Below are 17,985 nucleotides of genomic sequence, written 5' to 3' on the forward strand. Positions count from 1 at the left end.
GGATAGCCTCGCCGACGTGTCCGACCCCGAATCCAGACCCCGCGCGCCCCGGCCTCCGGGGACGTTCCGGATCGGCACCATCGCCGGGAGCGACGTGCTGGTGTCGTCGTCGTGGTTCGTGATCGCGGGGCTGATCGCGGTGATCGTCTCCCCACGGGTCGACCAGGTGCAGCCCGGCCTGGGGGCGTGGAAGTACGTTGCGGGGCTCGCCTTCGCGGTCATCCTCTACGGCTCGGTGCTGCTCCACGAGGCCTCGCACGCCTACATGGCGCGGCGCTACGGCTTCGGCGTCGGCTCGATCACGCTGCACTTCCTCGGCGGCATGACCGCCATCGAGGGGGAGGCGCGGCGGCCACGGCAGGAGTTCATGATCGCCGTGGTCGGTCCGCTCACCTCGCTGGCGGTCGGGGCGGCCGGGGTCGGACTGTGGTTCGTCGTCCCCGACGGGCTGCTGCTGATGGCGGTCGAGGGGCTGGCCGGCGCCAACCTGCTCGTCGGGGTGCTCAACCTGGTCCCGGGCCTGCCGCTGGACGGCGGCCGGGTGCTCAAGGCTGCGGTCTGGGGTGCGACGGGCGACGTCCACCGGGGCACCATCGTCGCCGGCTGGGGAGGCCGGGTCACCGCCGTCCTGGTGCTGGTCTGGCCGTGGGTGCAGGAGCGGGTGCTCGACACCCCGCCCTCGCTGCTGGACTTCGTCATCGCCGGCATCATCGCCCTGTTCCTGTGGTCGGGCTCGACCGCTGCCATGTCGTCGGCACGGCTGCGCCGCCGGATCCCGCACCTGGTCGCCCGCGACCTGGCCCGCCGTACCCTCACCGTCCCCGAGGACCTACCGCTGGCGGAGGCGATCCGCCGCGCTCAGGACGCCGAGGCGGGCAGCATCGTCACGGTGACCTCGGGCGGGCACCCGGTCGGGCTGGTCAACGAGGCCGCCGTGCTCGCCACCCCCGACGACCGCCGACCCTGGGTGGCGACGTCGTCGGTGTCGCGCTCGCTCGGCGAAGGGCTCTCCCTGCCGGTCACGATCACGGGCGAGGAGCTGATCCTCGCGATCAGCCGGACCCCGGCGGCCGAGTACCTGCTGGTCGAGGAGGACGGCGGCATCTACGGCGTGCTGTCCACCGCCGACGTCGATCGGGCGTTCCGGGAGGCGCCGCACTAGGGTGCGGGGCGTGACCGAGGCCCCCGACGTACCCCACGACGCCTGGTCGGGCGTCCACCGCGGACCGCTTCGGGCCGGTGAGTGGGTCCGCCTGACCGACCAGAAGGGCCGGCGCCACAACATCTGCCTCGAGGCCGGCAAGCGCTTCTTCTCCAACCGCGGGCACTTCGAGCACGACGACCTGATCGGGCGCGAGGAGGGGTTCACCGTCACGTCGTCGGCGGGCGGGGAGTACCTCGTGTTTCGGCCGCTGCTCTCGGAGTTCGTGGTCTCGATGCCGCGCGGGGCGGCGGTGGTCTACCCCAAGGACGCCGCCCAGATCGTGGCGATGGCCGACATCTTCCCCGGCGCCGACGTCGTGGAGGCCGGGGTCGGCTCCGGCGCCCTGACCTGCTCGCTGCTGCGCGCGGTGGGCCCGCACGGGCGGGTGTCGTCGTACGAGCGCCGCGAGGAGTTCGCCGACGTTGCCCGGGCGAACGTCGAGCAGTTCTTCGGCGGCTCCCACCCGGCCTGGGAGCTCACGCTCGGTGACCTGGCCGAGGCGCTGCCGGCAAGCGGCGACCGCTGCGACCGGATCATCCTCGACATGCTCGCCCCCTGGGAGTGCCTCGACGCCGCCGCCGACGCACTCCGGCCCGGCGGGATCGTGTGCGCCTACGTCGCGACCACGACCCAGCTGTCGCGGTTCATGGAGACGGTCCGGGTGCACGGCGGGTTCACCGAGCCCCAGGCGTGGGAGTCGCTCGTGCGCGACTGGCACGTCGAGGGGCTCGCGGTGCGGCCCGGGCACAAGATGATCGGCCACACGGCGTTCCTGGTCACCGCTCGGCGGATGGCCCCGGGTCAGCGGGCCCCGCTGAAGAAGCGCCGGCCCGCGCCCGGCGCCTACGGCCCCGACTACACCGGTCCGCGGCCGCCGGGTGTGCCCGTGGAGTCCGCCGAGGGCTGAGCGGTGTCGGCGGCCCGGTGGGTGCGGTTTGGTCACAATCCGCGCCCCGCGGCCCGTCCGGTGTGCAGTTTGTGACCAAACCGCACACCCCCGCTCCGACCGCACGGCGCCACCGACCCGCCCGGTCGCACGAGCACCACACCGCCCGTCCACCCTTCGGGCACGCGTTCAAATCGTGACCAACACCGCGAGATATCCCCTTCTCTCCCGGACGTGCGCGGGTAATGTCGCACGCACAGGAGGTGTTGCCGATGTCGACATCGGATGGCGTTCCCAGCACGGGCGGCAGGAGCCCCGAGGAGCTCATGAGCCAGGTGCGCTTCCTGGAGGCCGAGGTCTCCGAGCTCCGCCGCAGGGTCGGTGACGGGCCCACCCAGTCGCGGGGGCTGGAGCTCCGGCTCGCCGACGCCCAGCGGTCGCTGGCGGCCGTGACCTCGCAGAACGAGCGCCTGGCCCAGACCCTGCGCGAGGCCCGCGAGCAGATCATGAAGCTCAAGGAGGAGGTCGACCGGCTCGCGCAGCCTCCCGCCGGTTTCGGCACCTTCCTCGCCCGCAACGACGACGACTCCGTCGACGTGTTCACCGGAGGACGCAAGCTCCGGGTCAACGTGAGCCCGAGCGTCGACCTCGACTCGCTGAGCAAGGGCCAGGAGGTCATGCTCAACGAGGCCCTCAACGTCGTCGCGGCGCTCGAGTACGAGCAGGTCGGCGAGGTCGTGATGGTCAAGGAGATCCTGGCCGACGGCCAGCGGGCCCTGGTCATCGCCAACGCCGACGAGGAGCGCGTCGTACGCCTCGCCGAGCCGCTGCTCGCCGACACCATCCGCGCCGGCGACAGCCTGCTGCTGGACTCACGAGCCGGCTACGTCTACGAGAAGGTGCCGAAGTCCGAGGTCGAGGAGCTGGTGCTCGAGGAGGTCCCCGACATCGCCTACGAGTCGATCGGCGGCCTCGGCGGCCAGATCGAGGCGATCCAGGACGCCGTCGAGCTGCCGTACCTCCACCCCGAGCTGTTCCGGGAGCACAAGCTGCGCCCGCCCAAGGGCGTGCTGCTCTACGGCCCCCCCGGCTGCGGCAAGACCCTCATCGCCAAGGCGGTCGCCAACAGCCTGGCCAAGAAGGTCGCGGCGCGCACCGGCCAGGAGGGGAAGTCGTACTTCCTCAACATCAAGGGCCCCGAGCTGCTCAACAAGTACGTCGGCGAGACCGAGCGCCACATCCGCCTGGTCTTCCAGCGGGCCCGCGAGAAGGCCAGCTCGGGCACGCCGGTGATCGTGTTCTTCGACGAGATGGACTCGCTGTTCCGCACCCGCGGCTCCGGGGTCTCCTCCGACGTCGAGAACACGATCGTGCCGCAGCTGCTCAGCGAGATCGACGGTGTGGAGCTGCTCGAGAACGTGCTGGTCATCGGCGCCTCCAACCGCGAGGACATGATCGATCCGGCCATCCTGCGGCCCGGCCGCTTGGACGTGAAGATCAAGATCGAGCGCCCGGACGCCGAGTCGGCGCGCGACATCTTCAGCAAGTACCTCACCCCCGACCTGCCGCTGCACGCCGACGACCTCGCCGAGTTCGGCGGCGACCGCGACGCGACCGTGGCGGGCATGATCCGCGCGACCGTGGAGCGGATGTACACCGAGACCGAGGAGAACCGGTTCCTCGAGGTGACCTACGCCAACGGCGACAAGGAGGTCCTGTACTTCAAGGACTTCAACTCCGGCGCGATGATCCAGAACATCGTCGACCGCGCCAAGAAGATGGCCATCAAGGACTTCCTCGACCACGAGCAGCGTGGGCTCCGCGTCTCGCACCTGCTGCAGGCCTGCGTCGACGAGTTCAAGGAGAACGAGGACCTGCCCAACACCACCAACCCCGACGACTGGGCGCGGATCTCGGGCAAGAAGGGGGAGCGGATCGTCTTCATCCGCACCCTCATCACCGGCAAGCAGGGCACCGAGCCGGGCCGCTCCATCGACACCGTCTCCAACACCGGCCAGTACCTCTGACCCCTCGACCCGCGCCGGATCGACGTCCGGCGCGGGCGGGTCGTGGCCCCTCCGGGGCCGGCTGATGCTGCTCAGCTCACGCCGCTCGGGCTCATCGACACGGGTGACGTCGGGCCGCGCACCGAGGCGGCGACGACCGCGACTCGCGTGCTGGCGGCCGCCAGCTGCGGCGCGACGAGGGGTGCGGTTTGGTCACAAACCGCACCCCTGATCACGCCCCGGCCAGGGTTTGTGACCAAACCGCGGACCCTTGAGGCCGCAACCCCGCCCCCAGCCTGAGGTCCCGACCGATCGGCGAGGGCGCCGACACACCCCGCGTGGTGGTAGCCTCCGTGAGCCGCTGGAAGCTGAACGTCACCGGCATGATGACCTCGGTCGCGCCATCGGTGACGCAGCCCATCAGTAGCTCGCGGCCGGACAGGTCGACCACGCCGCTGATCTGGACGGCACCCTGATCGTCGATGTCCAGCCCGACCAGCTGGGACAGGTCGCCGCGTTCGATGCCCGCACGGTCGCCCACCACGCACGTCCAGGAGTTGGCCGACTCCACCACCATCCCGCCGGTGCCGGTCAGCTGGTAGGTGCCAGCCGGGAGGGTCGCCCGCATCCACTTCTCGTCCACGAACGACTCCCCGCCCTCGGCCAGCACGATCCGTCGGGTGACCGGCTCGAGCTCCTGCGCGTGCCGACCGTCCACGCGGTCGGCGTTGAGGCGGGGTACCAGCCGGTTGCTCGAGACCTTGAGCGACGGTGCGGAGCGGCGCGACTTCAGTCGGAGCGCGGGGCCTGGGCCGGTGTTCTTGATCGTGGTGGTCCCGCGCACCGTCGTGGTGCCGCCGACCACCAGCCCGCGGCCGGTGGCGGCCCAGGCGACGGCGTCGACGCCGGCGACCAGCACCGTGGCAGCGCCGAGCACGGCGAGCCCGGTGCGCACCCGGCCCCCGCCACCTCGCGATCCGGCCCTCGACCGACCGCCGCCCCACCGCTGCGAGCGCGCGCTCATGCGCGGGCCTCGATCACCAGGTTGAACGGCGTCTCGGCCGCAACCCGGGCGGTGGCGAAGCCGGCGTCCACGAACGCCGCGGTGAGCCGCGCCGGTCCGGCCTGGGCGCCGAGCGCCGCGCCGCCGTCGGAGATGCTGTGAGGCACGCAGAGCGCCGAGCTCGCGGCGTAGTAGGTCAGGGTCACCGGGCTGTCGAGGGAGTCCTCGAGCCGGTCGGTGGCGAACGGCTCCACGGCGAACACCTGACCGCCCTCGGCGAGCCGGCCGCGGCAGTGGGCGAGTGCACCGACCGGGTCGCCCAGGTCGTGCACGGAGTCGAAGAAGCAAACGAGGTCGTAGGAGCCGGTGAACGTGGCGGCGTCGGACACCTCGAAGCGCACCCGGTCACCCACCCCGGCGGCCTCGGCAGCCTCGGTCGCCCGGCGCACCGACTCGGCGTGGGAGTCGATGCCCACGAACGTCGAGCGCGGGAACCGCTCGGCCATCATCACCACCGCCGAACCCAGACCGCAGCCGACGTCGATGACCCGGATCCCCGACTCCAAGCGCTCCATCAGGCCGGTGACCGCCGGCAGCCACTCGCTGAACAGGGAGTTGCGGTAGAGCGTGCGGAAGAACCGGTCGACGCCCGCGAACAACCGCGGGTCGTGGTCGTGCCACGGGACGCCGTCGCCGGTGGCGTAGGCGTGCGCGAGCCGGTCGACCGATGCGTAGACGGCGGTGATCACCTCGAACCCGGCGACGCCGGCGGCCGGGCTGTCGTCGTCGGCCAGGACCATCGCGTGCTCGGCCGGCAGCGCGAAGGTCGTGGTGGCGGGGTCGTAGGTGAGGTAGCCGATCGCCGCCTGGGTGGCGAGCCACTCGCGGACGTAGCGCTCGGCCAGGCCGGAGCGCTGGGCGAGCTGGGCGCTGGTCGTCCGCTCCACCGAGGCGAGCGAGCGCCACAGGCCGAGCCGGTCGCCGAGGTGGGCGAGCACGCCGTTGTAGGCGATCGCCCGGTCGACCGCGACCTTCATGGCGAACTCCTGGACCCGTTCGAGGTCGAGCGCGGGTGCATCGAGCTGGGTGGTCATGGACGGTTCCTCTCTGCGGGGCACCCCAGTGGTGCCCGGTGGCGTCACCCTCGCGGCGACCGATCGCACCGGGCTGTCACCCGCGTACGTCGCCTCACACGCCCGGTGACAGCGTGGTGACAGCGGACCACCCCACCCTCGAGTCCATGACCGAGCTCCTCGACACCTCTTCCTTCGTCTCCGTCCCCGACCTCACCCACCTCGGCACTGTGGTCACGGTGTGGGCCCATCCCGACGACGAGGCCTACCTCGCCGGCGGGCTGCTGGCCGCGCTGCGCGACGCCGGGCAGCGGGCGGTGTGCGTCACCGCGACCCGCGGCGAGGCCGCCGACCCGCACGCCACCGCGGGGGAGCGGGCCGCCCTCGCGGCCCGACGCACCGAGGAGCTGGCGGCATCGCTGGCGGTGCTGGGCGTGACCGAGCACCGGTGGCTGGACCTGCCCGACGGCGGTTGCGCCGACCTCGACCCGTCCGGCCCCGTGCGGTGCCTGGTCTCGATCCTCGACGAGGTGCGGCCCGACACGGTGGTGACGTTCGGACCCGACGGCGTCACCGGCCACCCCGACCACCGCACGGTGGGGGCCTGGACCGAGGAGGCGCTACGCCGCGCCGCGGTCGACCCGCTCGTCCTGCACCCCGTGGCCCCACTCGAGCCCGTCGACGCGGCGCTCGACGAGGAGCTCGACCTCTACGCCGAGGGCGGTCCGCGCACCTGCGCCGACGACGAGGTCGACCTCGCCCTGCCGCTGACCGGCGCCGCGCTCGACCGCAAGGTCGAAGCGCTGCTGCGCCAGCGGTCGCAGACCGGGCCGCTGGTCGACGCGATCGGGCTCGAGCGCTACCGAGCCTGGGTGGCGACCGAGCTGTTCGCCACCCCGGTCCGCGCCGGGTGACGAGCGGGCCCCGGGTCGGGCACGCTGGTGCCTCGCTCGTTGCACCGTCAGTTGCCGCGTCCGTTGCTGCGTCCGTCCCTGCGTCTGTCCCTGCCTCCGTCGCTGCGCTCGTCCATGCGTCCGTCGCCCCGCCCCGGGTCGCGCCGGTTGCCGGCCAGCCGCTCCGGTGGCCGCGGCTCGAACGATTGGCGGGGGACGCCCGCCGTGCCGAACAGGAGCCCCGCATGCCGTCCGCCGATCCGCCCACCGTCCTCCGCGGCGCGGTCGAGGTGCGGGTCGGCGTCCTGGGCCCGCTCACGCTGGAGGTCGACGGCGCCCCCGTGACAGTGCCCGGCCCACGACGGCGAGCGCTGCTGGCCCTGCTCGCCCTCGCGGGCGGCCGGGTCGTGGGTGTGGAGCGGCTCGTCGACGCGCTCTGGCCGGAAACGCCTCCCGACAACGCGGTGCCGGCGTTGTACAACCACGTGTCCCGGCTGCGGGGACACCTCGGCGCGCACGCCGGACGGCTCGAGCGCCTCGAGCACGGCTACCGGCTGGTGCTGGGTCGCGACGAGCTCGACAGCGACGCCGTCCGGCGGCTGGCCCGGCTGGTCGGTGCGCCCGGGACTCCGCCGCAGCAGGCGGCGTCGTACGCCCGGGCCGCGCTGGACCTGTGGCGCGGCACCGCGCTGGAGGAGTTCCGGGCGCTGCCGGCACTGGAGGTCGAGTCGGTGCCGCTCGACGAGCTGCGGCTGCGGCTGGTGGACGACCTGCTCGCCGCCCGGCTCGGCGCAGCCGAGCCTAGGGTGGCTGCGGACGCCGCCGCGGCGGTCGCGGCCCAACCGCTGCGGGAGCGCTCGGCCCTGCTGCTGGTTCGGGCTCTGGCCGCCGAGGGCCGGACTCCCGAGGCGATGGCTGCGGCCCAGGCCTACCGGCACCGGCTCGCCGAGGAGACCGGCCTCGACCCCGGGCCCGCGCTGGCCGAGCTCGAGCAGGCCGTGGCCAGCGGCCGCCTGGCTCCGGCAGCGGAGACCTTGGGCACCCAGGGCGCCGGAGCCGACAGGACCAGCGGCTCCTACGGCACCAACGGCCGGGCCCTCGAGGCACGCCGCGCAGTCGTGCGGCCCGTCGTGCGGCCGGACGGGCCGCTCGTGGGCCGGGAACGCGACCGGGCCGAGGTGCTGCGACTGGTCGGCAACCACGCGGTCGTGACCGTCACCGGGACGGGAGGCGTGGGGAAGACGCGCCTGGTGCTCGACGTCGCCGCCGACACCGCGGCGCGGTCGACGGAAGCGGAGGACCGCCCGGACGTCGTGGTCGTCGACCTCGCCGCGGTCGACCGGCCCGAGCGGCTCGCTGCGGCGGTCGCCACCGCGCTCGGGCTCCGCGCGACCGGGCGTCCCACGGACGTCGCCGTCGCCGACGCCCTCGGCCGCCGCGAGGTGTTGCTGGTGCTGGACAACTGCGAGCACCTCGCCGCGGCCTGCCGCGACCTGGTCACGACGCTGCGCGGCCGGGCGCCCGGGGTACGGGTGCTGGCGACCTCGCGGGTGACGCTGCACGCGCCGGGGGAGTACGTCGTGCGACTGCAGCCGCTGGGAGTGCCGCGCGACGCGGCCGACCCGTCGGCGGTGCGGCGGCAGCCAGCGGTCCGGGCGCTGGTGGAGCACGCCCGACGGCTGCGGCCCAACTTCGAGCTGGGCGAGGACGAGTTGGCCGACGCGGTCGAGGTGCTGCGTCGCCTGGACGGACTGCCGCTGGGCATCGAGCTCGCCGCTCGTCAGGTGGCGGTGATGCCGGTGCGCGCGGTGCGAGCGCGGCTCGACCGGGCCCTCGATCTCGCGACCGGCCTGCACCGTCCCGACGACGACCGGCAGCGGACGCTGCGCGCCACGATCGACTCGTCCTACCGGCTGCTCGGCGAGGAGGAGCGGCGGCTGCTGCGGTCGCTGGCGCCGTTCCCGGGAGGCGTCGACCTGGCCACCGTCGAGGCGCTGGCCGCCGACGCCGGCACCCGGGCGGACCCCATCGACGTGCTGCACCACCTCGTCGACGCGTCGCTGGTGGTCGCTGACACCGACATGGGTCGCTACCGGCTGCTGTTCACCGTGCGGGAGTTCCTCATCGAGCAGCTGCGCGCAACCCGGGAGCTGGCGGCGGCCGAGCAGTACTTCCTCGACCGGTGCCTGGCCGTGGCGACCGATCTGGGGGCGGCGATCGTCGGGCCCGACGAGCGGATGGCGGACGTCCAGGTCCGCTGCGAGCTCGACAACCTGCGGGCCGCGCGCGACGTGGCGGCCGGGAGCGGCCGCGACGACGTCCGGCTGGGCCTGACGCTCGCGCTCGCCGACGGCCTCGTGTGGCGCGACCTGCGCGAGACCTGGGACTGGGCGCTCGAGCTGGCCGCCGACCCGGCCCTCGAGGAACACCCGCTGCGCGCTGCGGTGCTGGGTTGCGCCGCCGAGGGCGCCCGGCTGCTCGGCGACCTCGACCGCGCCGAGGCGCTGGGGCGGCAGGCACTGGCGGTCGCCGGACCCGACGCCGACCTCGCCTCGACCTACCGGGCGTGGAGCGCGCTGGCCTCGGTGGCCCACTTCCGCGGAGACTTCGACCTCGCCCGCGAGCTGTGGCTGCGCTCCGGCGAGGGGCGCCCCGCGATCGCCGGCAGCTACCTCGCCTCCGCGGCGCTGGCCACCGGCTACGGAGGCGACCCCGCTCTCGCCCGCGAGCTGCTGACCCGTGCCCGCGCGCTGGTGGCGGACTCCGGGTCGGCCTCGCAGGCGGCGTTCACGTCGTACGTCGAGGGCGAGCTGATCGCCCCCGAGCGACCCGCCGATGCGATTCCGCTGTACGTCAGGGCGATCGAGTCGGCGCGCGGGGCCGGCTCGACGTTCGTCGAGGGCGTGGCCAGCGTCGCCCTGGCCTCGGCCCGGGCCCGCGCGGGCGACGTGGCCGGTGCCGCCGCCGGGTTCGACGAGCTGATCGGGCTGTGGCGTCGTACCGGCCAGGGGACCCAGCTCTGGACCACCGCTCGCAACGCGGCCGGGCTGCTCGCCGGGGTCGGCCGTCCTGACGTGGCCGCCCTGCTCCTGGTGTGCGCCGACGCCGCCCCCGGCGCCGCGGCGGTCGGCCCCCGGATCGCCCGCTTCAGCGGTCGGTCCTTCACCGTCGTCTCCGACCTGGTGGACGACGCCGTGCTCGCCCGAGTGCGGGAGGAAGCCGCTCGGCTCGGCCCAGACGGCGTCCTGGACCTGGCCGTCGCCGAGCTTCGGGTGCTGGCCGGCGGGTAGTCCTGGATCGTCGGGCGCCGGGGGTACGGTTTGGTCACCAACCGCACCCAGGGCGGGCCGGTGGCTGCGGTTTGTGACCAAACCTCACCCCTTCGAGACCGGCGCACCCACCAACCCCACCCCGCCCGCCCCGTACGCTCGGACCATGAGCGTCCGTCGTGTCATGGGCACCGAGGTGGAGTACGGCATCTCCGTGCAGGGGCAGCCCCTCGCCAACCCCATGGTCGCGTCCTCGCAGATCGTCAACGCCTACGCCTCGGCCACCATCAAGGCCCGCCGGGCGCGCTGGGACTTCGAGGAGGAGTCGCCGCTGCGCGACGCCCGCGGGTTCGACATGTCCCGCCAGGTGGCCGACCCCAGCCAGCTGACCGATGAGGACCTCGGGCTGGCCAACGTCATCCTCACCAACGGCGCCCGGCTCTACGTCGACCACGCCCACCCGGAGTACTCCACCCCCGAGGTGACCACGCCCCTCGACATCGTGCGCTGGGACAAGGCGGGGGAGCAGGTGATGCTCGACGCGAGCCGCCGGGCCGCCCAGATCCCGGGCGCCGCGCCCATCCACCTCTACAAGAACAACACCGACAACAAGGGCGCCTCCTACGGTGCGCACGAGAACTACCTGATGCGTCGGTCCACGCCGTTCGCCGACATCGTCAAGCACCTCACCCCGTTCTTCGTCAGCCGCCAGGTCATCTGCGGCGCCGGTCGGGTCGGGATCGGCCAGGACGGCCGCGAGCAGGGGTTCCAGGTCAGCCAGCGCGCCGACTTCTTCGAGGTCGAGGTGGGGCTGGAGACCACGCTGAAGCGGCCGATCATCAACACCCGCGACGAGCCGCACGCCGACCCGGAGAAGTACCGCCGCCTCCACGTGATCATCGGCGACGCCAACCTCTCCGAGGTCTCGACGTACCTCAAGGTCGGCACCGCCGCGCTGGTGCTGTCGATGATCGAGGACCAGTTCATCTCCGGCGACCGCTCCGTCGACGGTCCGGTCGCCGCGCTGCGGGCGGTCTCCCACGACCCCACCCTGCGCCAGACCGTCACGCTCGCAGACGGCCGCACCATCACCGCCGTCCAGCTGCAGCTGGAGTACCTCGACCTGGCCCGCAAGTACGTCGAGGACCGCCTCGGCGCCGACGCCGACGCCCAGACCCTCGACGTGCTGGCCCGGTGGGAGTCGGTGCTCGACCGGCTGGAGCGCGACCCGATGCTGTGCGCCGCCGAGATCGACTGGGTCGCCAAGCTCAAGCTGCTCGAGCAGTACCGGCAGCGCGACGGCCTGGAGTGGGACGACGCCAAGCTCCAGCTCATCGACTACCAGTACTCCGACATCCGGCCCGAGAAGGGGCTCTACCACCGGCTGGCCGCGGCCGGGCGGATGGAGCGGTTGCTCGACCAGGCCTCGGTCGACGCCGCGATGCACGACCCGCCCGACGACACCCGCGCCTACTTCCGCGGTCGCTGCCTGGAGAAGTTCCCGGACGCCGTCGCCGCGGCGTCGTGGGACTCGGTGATCTTCGACCTGCCCGGCCGCGAGTCGCTCCAGCGGGTGCCGACGATCGACCCGTTGCGCGGCAGCAAGGCCCACGTGGGCGACCTGCTGGAGTCGTCGGAGACCGCCGAGGCCCTGGTGGCGGCCCTGACCCGCTGACCCGCAGACCTGCAGTGCCGCCCCGCCAGCGCCCTCTCGCCAGCGGAGCGTCGGTGCTGCGTCGGTACCGGCGACCGGCCGAACCCGCCGGAACGGGACCCGGCGTGGCAATCCGGGGCGGCGATCCGGGGCGGAACGTCGGGCACGCTGTCGGGTCGAGTGGATAGGGTCGTGGCATGGCACAGGAGCAGAAGCAGCCACGGCGGTCCTCCGAGACCGAGGAGACGACCGAGGTCGCCCCGGAGACCGACGTCGCCGAGCGCAAGGAAGCCCTCGACGACGACGTCGACGCGATCCTCGACGAGATCGACGACGTCCTGGAGTCCAACGCCGAGGACTTCGTGAAGTCGTTCATCCAGAAGGGCGGACAGTGACGGACTCCCGACTCCCGGCCGCATACCTGCGGCCGGGCTCCTCGTCGTTCACCGACTTCCTCGCCGAGCAGGCGCCCGACCTGCTCCCGGCCCGCCGCGGGCTGCCCCAGGGCAGCGCAGCCGAGCTGGCGCCCCACGCGACGACGATCGTCGCGGCCACCTTCGAGGGTGGCGTGGTGATGGCCGGTGACCGGCGCGCCACGATGGGCAACGTGATCGCCCAGCGCGACATCCAGAAGGTCTTCCCGGCCGACGAGTTCTCCGCGGTCGGCATCGCCGGCACCGCCGGGCTCGCGGTCGAGATGGTCCGGCTCTTCCAGACCGAGCTGGAGCACTACGAGAAGATCGAGGGCACCACGCTCTCGATGGACGGCAAGGCCAACCGCCTCTCCGCCCTGATCCGGGCCAACCTCGGCATGGCGATGCAGGGCCTGGCGGTCGTACCGCTGTTCGCCGGCTACGACCTCGAGGCCGCCCAGGGGCGGATCTTCAGCTACGACGTCACCGGCGGCCGCTACGAGGAGACCGCGTTCCATTCGGTCGGCTCAGGCTCGATGTTCGCTCGCGGGGCGCTGAAGAAGCTCTACCGCGACGACCTGGACGCCGAGCGGTGCGTGGAGGTCGTGGTGCAGGCGCTCTACGACGCCGCCGACGACGACTCCGCGACCGGCGGCCCCGACCTGACACGTCGGATCTTCCCGGTGGTGCAGGTGATCACCGAGAACGGCGGCGTGCGGCTCGCCGACGCCAGCGTGGCCGAGATCGCCGACTGGGTGATCGCCGGACGGATGGAGCGGCCCGACGGACCGGCCGCCGAGCTGACGGGGGGTGCCTCGGCATGAGCATGCCTTTCTACGTCTCGCCCGAGCAGCTGATGAAGGACCGGGCCGACTTCGCCCGCAAGGGCATCGCCCGGGGTCGGTCGGTGGTGGCGGTGCAGTTCGCCGACGGCGTCCTCTTCGTCTCCGAGAACCCCTCCCAGGCGCTGCACAAGGTCTCGGAGATCTACGACCGGATCGCGTTCGCCGCGGTGGGCCGTTACAACGAGTTCGAGAACCTCCGCATCGCCGGGGTCCGGCTCGCCGACATGCGCGGGTACTCCTACGACCGGCGCGACGTGACCGGTCGCGGGCTGGCCAACGCCTACGCCCAGACCCTCGGCACGATCTTCTCCAGCGGCGGCGAGAAGCCCTACGAGGTGGAGATCTTCGTCGCCGAGATCGGCGACGACCCTTCGGCCGACCAGATCTACCGGCTCACCTACGACGGTCAGGTCGCCGACGAGCAGGGGTTCGCCGTGATGGGCGGCCAGGCCGACGTCGTCGCGGCCTACCTCCAGGAGCGGTACGTCGCCGGTGCCTCCCTCGACGAGGCGCTCGGTCTTGCCGTCGCGGCCCTGGGTCACACCAGCAACGAGCGGGGCGAACCCCAGGACCGGGTGATCCCCGTCGAGGACCTCGAGGTCGCCGTGCTCGACCGCACCCGCGCGCAACCCCGCAAGTTCGTCCGCCTCCGGCCGGCCCGGCTCGAGACCCTGCTGGGCGGGCGCGGGCCCTCCACCCCCGCGCCGCCCGACCCCGACGACAACGCACCCGGTACCGGCTCGAGCGACGCGTTCCCGGACGACCCCGCCGATCCGACCGACCAGACCAGCGGGGGAGTCAGCCCGCTGGAGGACCCGCTCACCGGAGCGCCGCCGGTCGCGCCCCCGCCGGTCGCGCCGCCCGAGGACGACTCCGGTCCGCTCTGATCTGGTCGGGGTGCGGTTTGGTCACCAACCGCACCCGATCCGGTCGCCGGGCGCGGGTTTGTGACCAAACCGCGCAACCACCAACCGTCCACATCCACCCTCCGGACGACGTCGTCCACAGCGCCGGCGGGTAGGCCCACGCCCGGGACCCGACCTGCGGGACCGTCTGCGCATGTCCACGGCTCCGCGGCAGCGTCGCAGCTCCGGCCCGTTCCGCGGCCAGGAGCGGTCCTCGGCGTTCCGCCGGGTCAGCCACGGGCTGTACCGGCCGGCCACCGACCAACCACCCTTCGACGAGCTGCTCCTCGACCTGGCCGCGTGGCTGCTCGTGCTGCCGGACGGAGCGGCGTTCACCCACCTGACCGGCGCCCTGCTGCGCGGCTGGGACGTCCCGACCCTGCCCGACCGGTTGCCGGTCTTCGTCGCGGTCCGCGGTGACGTGCCCCGGCCGCGCCGCCCCGGGCTGGTCTGCGCCCGCCTGGTCGGCGACCAGACGCGCGAGGTCCGCCACGGCCTACCCGTCGACCCCGCCGCCGAGATCCTGCTCCGCGCCGCGCGCGACCTCGGCGTGCTCGACCTGGTCGTGCTCGTCGACGCCGCCCTGCGCGCGGGGGACCTGTCCGCCGACGCGATGCGGGCGATCCTCGACAGCCGCCGGCCCGGCGTGCGCGCCCTGCGGGACGCCTGGGCGCTGCGCGACCCGCTCGCCCAGTCCGCGGGCGAGACGGTGCTGCGCACCTTCCACCACGCCGCCAAGGTCCCGGTCGCCTCCCAGGTCGTCCTCCACGGCGAGGGCGGCGCCGTCGTGGCCCAGGTCGACCTGCTGGTCACGGGGACCCGCCACGTCCACGAGTACGACGGCGCCCACCACCGCGACGGTCTCCAGCACCGCATCGACCTGCGCCGGCAGCGCGCTCTGCTCCGCGCCGGCTTCCAGCCCCGAGGCTTCACGCTCGACGACCTGCTCAACCACCCGGCCGCGGTGATGCAGGAGCTCGACCGCGCCCTGGGTCGGCGCCACGACGTGCGGCGGGTGGCCTCGTGGCGCCGGCTGGTGGGCCAGTCGCTCTACTCGGCCGCGGGCCGGACGCGGCTGGTCAACCGGTGGCAGCGGCGGATGGGCACCTTCTCCTGGGGTCCGGGTCCGTGACGCCGTCCCGATCCCGGCAGAACGTCGCAGCCGCGCGCGTCGATGGTCCCCACGGGATAGGGGTCGCCCTCTAGGCTGGCAGCGTGGACCGGCGGATCTTCGGCATCGAGAACGAGTACGGCGTCACGTGCACGTTCAAGGGCCAGCGCCGCCTCAGCCCCGACGAGGTCGCGCGCTACCTGTTCCGCAAGGTGGTCTCGTGGGGGCGCAGCAGCAACGTCTTCCTGCGCAACGGCGCCCGGCTCTACCTCGACGTGGGCAGCCACCCCGAGTACGCCACCCCCGAGTGCGACGACGTCGTCGACCTGGTGACCCACGACAAGGCCGGCGAGCGGGTGCTGGAGGGGCTGCTCCTCGACGCCGAGCAGCGCCTCCACGACGAGGGCATCGCCGGTGAGATCTACCTGTTCAAGAACAACACCGATTCCGCCGGCAACTCCTACGGCTGCCACGAGAACTACCTGGTCGGCCGTGCCGGTGAGTTCAGCCGGCTCGCCGACATCCTGATCCCGTTCCTCGTGACCCGCCAGATCGTGGTCGGGGCAGGCAAGATCACCCACACGCCGCGGGGGGCCAGCTACAGCGTCAGCCAGCGCGCGGAGCACATCTGGGAGGGCGTCAGCAGCGCCACCACCCGCAGCCGGCCGATCATCAACACCCGCGACGAGCCGCACGCCGATGCGGAGAAGTACCGCCGGCTGCACGTCATCGTCGGTGACTCAAACATGAGCGAGACCACCACGATGCTCAAGGTCGCCAGCTGCGACCTGGTGCTGCGGATGATCGAGGAGGGCGTGGTGATGCGCGACCTCACGATGGAGAATCCCATCCGCGCGATCCGCGAGATCTCCCACGACGTCACCGGGCGGCGCAAGATCCGCCTCGCTAACGGTCGCGAGGCCAGCGCGCTGGACATCCAGCAGGAGTACCTCAGCAAGGCTCGTGACTTCGTCGACCGTCGCGGCATCAGCACCCCGGTCATCGAGCAGGCCCTCGACCTGTGGGAGCGCGGGCTCAAGGCGATCGAGTCCGACGACCTCGGCCTGGTCGACCGCGAGATCGACTGGGTCATCAAGTGGAAGCTGATCGACCGCTACCGCGCCAAGCACGACCTGCCCCTCGGCCACGCCCGGATCGCCCAGCTCGACCTGGCCTACCACGACATCCACCGCCAGCGGGGCCTCTACTACCTGCTGGAGAAGCGCGGGGCGGTGGCGCGGGTCACGAGCGACCTGAAGATCTTCGAGGCCAAGTCGGTGCCGCCGCAGAACACCCGGGCCCGGCTGCGGGGCGAGTTCATCCGGCGGGCCCAGGAACGGCGCCGCGACTTCACCGTCGACTGGGTGCACCTCAAGCTCAACGACCAGGCTCAGCGCACCGTGCTGTGCAAGGACCCGTTCCGCGCGTACGACGAGCGCGTGCAGCGGCTCATCGACGGGATGTGAGCCCGGTCGGGGTGGGGGGTGGGGGCCCACCCCCCCCCCCGCGGGCCCGCGCGCGCGGGGTGTGGGCCCACCCCGGTTTGGACACCACCCGCCCGCCGGGTGGCCTCTCGCGCGCGTTTTGTCACCAAACCGCGCCCCACCCACGCCGCCGCCGCGCACCCGCCCGTTAGGGTTCACCCTGCACGCCACCCTCCCGTGAAGGTCTTCGAACTGTGATCCGACGTCGTCCCGGCCGCCGCCTCGCGGCCCTCCTGCTCGCCCTCGCGCCCGTCGCAGCGCTCGCCGCCTGCGGTGAGGAGGCGCCTCCCGGACTCGAGGCCGAGACGGGCTCCAAGACCGCGGAGGGGGCGGCCGCGTTCACGGTCTCCGGCGACGTCGGGGAGTCCCCGAAGGTGACGTGGAAGGCCCGGATGAAGGCCGACGACATCGAGCACGAGACGCTGGTGACCGGCGACGGGCCCGCCCTCGAGGAGGGCGCCTCCGCCCTCGCCCACCTCTGGATCGGCAACGGCTACACCCAGAAGTCCGGTTACGACACCCGCGAGGAGGGTGCGCAGCTGCTCACCGCCAACGGCGAGCTGCCCGAGTTCCTGGCGCCGGTGAAGGGCGCGACCGTCGGGAGCCGCATCCTGGTCACCGGGTCTGCCGAGAAGGTCTTCGGCGAGGGCGGCAACCCCGCCCTCGGCATCGGCAACAAGGACACCGTCGCGGTGATCATCGACCTGGTCAGCGACCTCGCGAAGCTGCCCACCGACATCCGGGCCGACGGCCCGCCGTGGATGCCGCGCATCGTCACGAACGACGACAAGCTGCCCACCGGCTTCAACTTCTCAGACGCCACCGCCCCGGACGACAAGCTCCACAAGGCGGTGCTGCTCAACGGCAAGGGCGCCAAGGTCGAGAAGGGCCAGACCATCGCGGTCAACTACCTGGGCCAGGTCTACGAGGGCAAGAAGCCGTTCGACGAGAGCTTCAGCAAGCCCGCGCCCACGACGTTCCAGATCGGCACCGGCGCCGTCATCAAGGCGTGGGACCAGGCGCTGGTCGGCGTCACGGTCGGCAGCCGGGTCGTGATCGCGGTGCCCCCGGAGCTGGGGTACGGCGAGAAGGGCAACAAGGACGCCGGAATCAAGGGCACCGATACGCTGTTCTTCGTCATCGACGTCCTTGGTGCGGCCTGACGCTCTGCGATGATGACGCCCTGACCGGGCGGGCTCCGGCTCCGGGCCTGGTCGCCGACCGGCGCAGGCACCAGGG

At 72.9% G+C, this 17,985-nt stretch carries 14 protein-coding genes; 12 read left to right on the forward strand and 2 right to left on the reverse strand.

Annotation, left to right across the window (positions count from 1 at the left end; all coding sequences use genetic code 11):
• Window positions 1-16: 16 nt before the first annotated feature.
• The 3 genes from JT721_RS07270 (at window position 17) to arc (ending at window position 4,117) form a co-directional block, all read left to right on the forward strand.
• Entirely contained in the window at window positions 17-1,162 is a 1,146-nt protein-coding gene (locus JT721_RS07270; protein WP_307827936.1) for a site-2 protease family protein, read from the forward strand.
• Between the two features lie 10 nt (window positions 1,163-1,172).
• Entirely contained in the window at window positions 1,173-2,111 is a 939-nt protein-coding gene (locus JT721_RS07275) for a tRNA (adenine-N1)-methyltransferase (protein WP_205472288.1), read from the forward strand.
• Between the two features lie 251 nt (window positions 2,112-2,362).
• Window positions 2,363-4,117, forward strand: a complete 1,755-nt coding sequence (gene arc, locus JT721_RS07280; protein WP_205472289.1) for a proteasome ATPase — start codon at window positions 2,363-2,365, stop codon at window positions 4,115-4,117.
• Window positions 4,118-4,328: 211 nt separating this feature from the next.
• Here the strand turns inward: arc and JT721_RS07285 are convergent, their stop codons facing one another.
• Window positions 4,329-5,051: a hypothetical protein gene (locus JT721_RS07285; RefSeq protein WP_205472290.1), complete on the reverse strand. Its 723-nt coding sequence runs from the start codon at window positions 5,049-5,051 to the stop codon at window positions 4,329-4,331.
• A gap of 65 nt (window positions 5,052-5,116) precedes the next feature.
• Complete coding sequence (locus JT721_RS07290) at window positions 5,117-6,193, reverse strand: trans-aconitate 2-methyltransferase (protein ID WP_205472291.1); 1,077 nt, start codon at window positions 6,191-6,193, stop codon at window positions 5,117-5,119.
• Between the two features lie 146 nt (window positions 6,194-6,339).
• On the opposite strand from JT721_RS07290, the gene JT721_RS07295 reads away from it, so the two are divergent.
• The 9 genes from JT721_RS07295 to JT721_RS21660 all read left to right on the forward strand — a co-directional run bounded on the left by JT721_RS07295 (window position 6,340) and on the right by JT721_RS21660 (window position 17,909).
• Window positions 6,340-7,086: a PIG-L deacetylase family protein gene (locus JT721_RS07295; RefSeq protein WP_205472292.1), complete on the forward strand. Its 747-nt coding sequence runs from the start codon at window positions 6,340-6,342 to the stop codon at window positions 7,084-7,086.
• A gap of 224 nt (window positions 7,087-7,310) precedes the next feature.
• Complete coding sequence (locus JT721_RS07300) at window positions 7,311-10,355, forward strand: BTAD domain-containing putative transcriptional regulator (protein WP_205472293.1); 3,045 nt, start codon at window positions 7,311-7,313, stop codon at window positions 10,353-10,355.
• A 145-nt stretch (window positions 10,356-10,500) separates the two neighbouring features.
• Window positions 10,501-12,009 carry a depupylase/deamidase Dop gene (dop, locus tag JT721_RS07305; protein ID WP_205472294.1) on the forward strand — a complete coding sequence of 503 codons (1,509 nt, stop codon included), beginning with the start codon at window positions 10,501-10,503 and terminating at the stop codon, window positions 12,007-12,009.
• Window positions 12,010-12,185: 176 nt separating this feature from the next.
• Window positions 12,186-12,383, forward strand: coding sequence for a ubiquitin-like protein Pup (locus JT721_RS07310; RefSeq protein WP_205472295.1), 198 nt, complete (start codon window positions 12,186-12,188; stop codon window positions 12,381-12,383).
• On the forward strand, window positions 12,380-13,225 hold the full coding sequence (gene prcB / locus JT721_RS07315) for a proteasome subunit beta (RefSeq protein WP_205472296.1): 846 nt from the start codon (window positions 12,380-12,382) through the stop codon (window positions 13,223-13,225). The genes JT721_RS07310 and prcB overlap by 4 nt, the downstream gene beginning before the upstream one ends.
• Window positions 13,222-14,133, forward strand: coding sequence for a proteasome subunit alpha (gene prcA / locus JT721_RS07320; protein WP_205472297.1), 912 nt, complete (start codon window positions 13,222-13,224; stop codon window positions 14,131-14,133). The genes prcB and prcA overlap by 4 nt, the downstream gene beginning before the upstream one ends.
• 172 nt (window positions 14,134-14,305) lie before the next feature.
• On the forward strand, window positions 14,306-15,283 hold the full coding sequence (locus JT721_RS07325) for a hypothetical protein (protein WP_205472298.1): 978 nt from the start codon (window positions 14,306-14,308) through the stop codon (window positions 15,281-15,283).
• 83 nt (window positions 15,284-15,366) lie between these two features.
• Window positions 15,367-16,728, forward strand: a complete 1,362-nt coding sequence (gene pafA / locus JT721_RS07330) for a Pup--protein ligase (protein ID WP_205472299.1) — start codon at window positions 15,367-15,369, stop codon at window positions 16,726-16,728.
• 212 nt (window positions 16,729-16,940) lie between these two features.
• On the forward strand, window positions 16,941-17,909 hold the full coding sequence (locus tag JT721_RS21660) for an FKBP-type peptidyl-prolyl cis-trans isomerase (protein ID WP_205472300.1): 969 nt from the start codon (window positions 16,941-16,943) through the stop codon (window positions 17,907-17,909).
• Window positions 17,910-17,985: the final 76 nt, after the last annotated feature.

The sequence above is a fragment of the Nocardioides sp. SYSU D00038 genome, from assembly GCF_016924665.1.
In the GTDB taxonomy this organism is placed as follows: domain Bacteria; phylum Actinomycetota; class Actinomycetes; order Propionibacteriales; family Nocardioidaceae; genus Nocardioides.

Coding starts and splice junctions, on each gene's coding strand:
- JT721_RS07300 (WP_205472293.1), top strand. CDS start 7,311: ATGCCGTCCGCCGATCCGCCCACCGTCCTCCGCGGCGCGGTCGAGGTG.
- JT721_RS07295 (WP_205472292.1), top strand. CDS start 6,340: ATGACCGAGCTCCTCGACACCTCTTCCTTCGTCTCCGTCCCCGACCTC.
- JT721_RS07290 (WP_205472291.1), bottom strand. CDS start 6,193: ATGACCACCCAGCTCGATGCACCCGCGCTCGACCTCGAACGGGTCCAG.
- dop (WP_205472294.1), top strand. CDS start 10,501: ATGAGCGTCCGTCGTGTCATGGGCACCGAGGTGGAGTACGGCATCTCC.
- prcA (WP_205472297.1), top strand. CDS start 13,222: ATGAGCATGCCTTTCTACGTCTCGCCCGAGCAGCTGATGAAGGACCGG.
- arc (WP_205472289.1), top strand. CDS start 2,363: ATGTCGACATCGGATGGCGTTCCCAGCACGGGCGGCAGGAGCCCCGAG.
- JT721_RS07310 (WP_205472295.1), top strand. CDS start 12,186: ATGGCACAGGAGCAGAAGCAGCCACGGCGGTCCTCCGAGACCGAGGAG.
- JT721_RS07325 (WP_205472298.1), top strand. CDS start 14,306: ATGTCCACGGCTCCGCGGCAGCGTCGCAGCTCCGGCCCGTTCCGCGGC.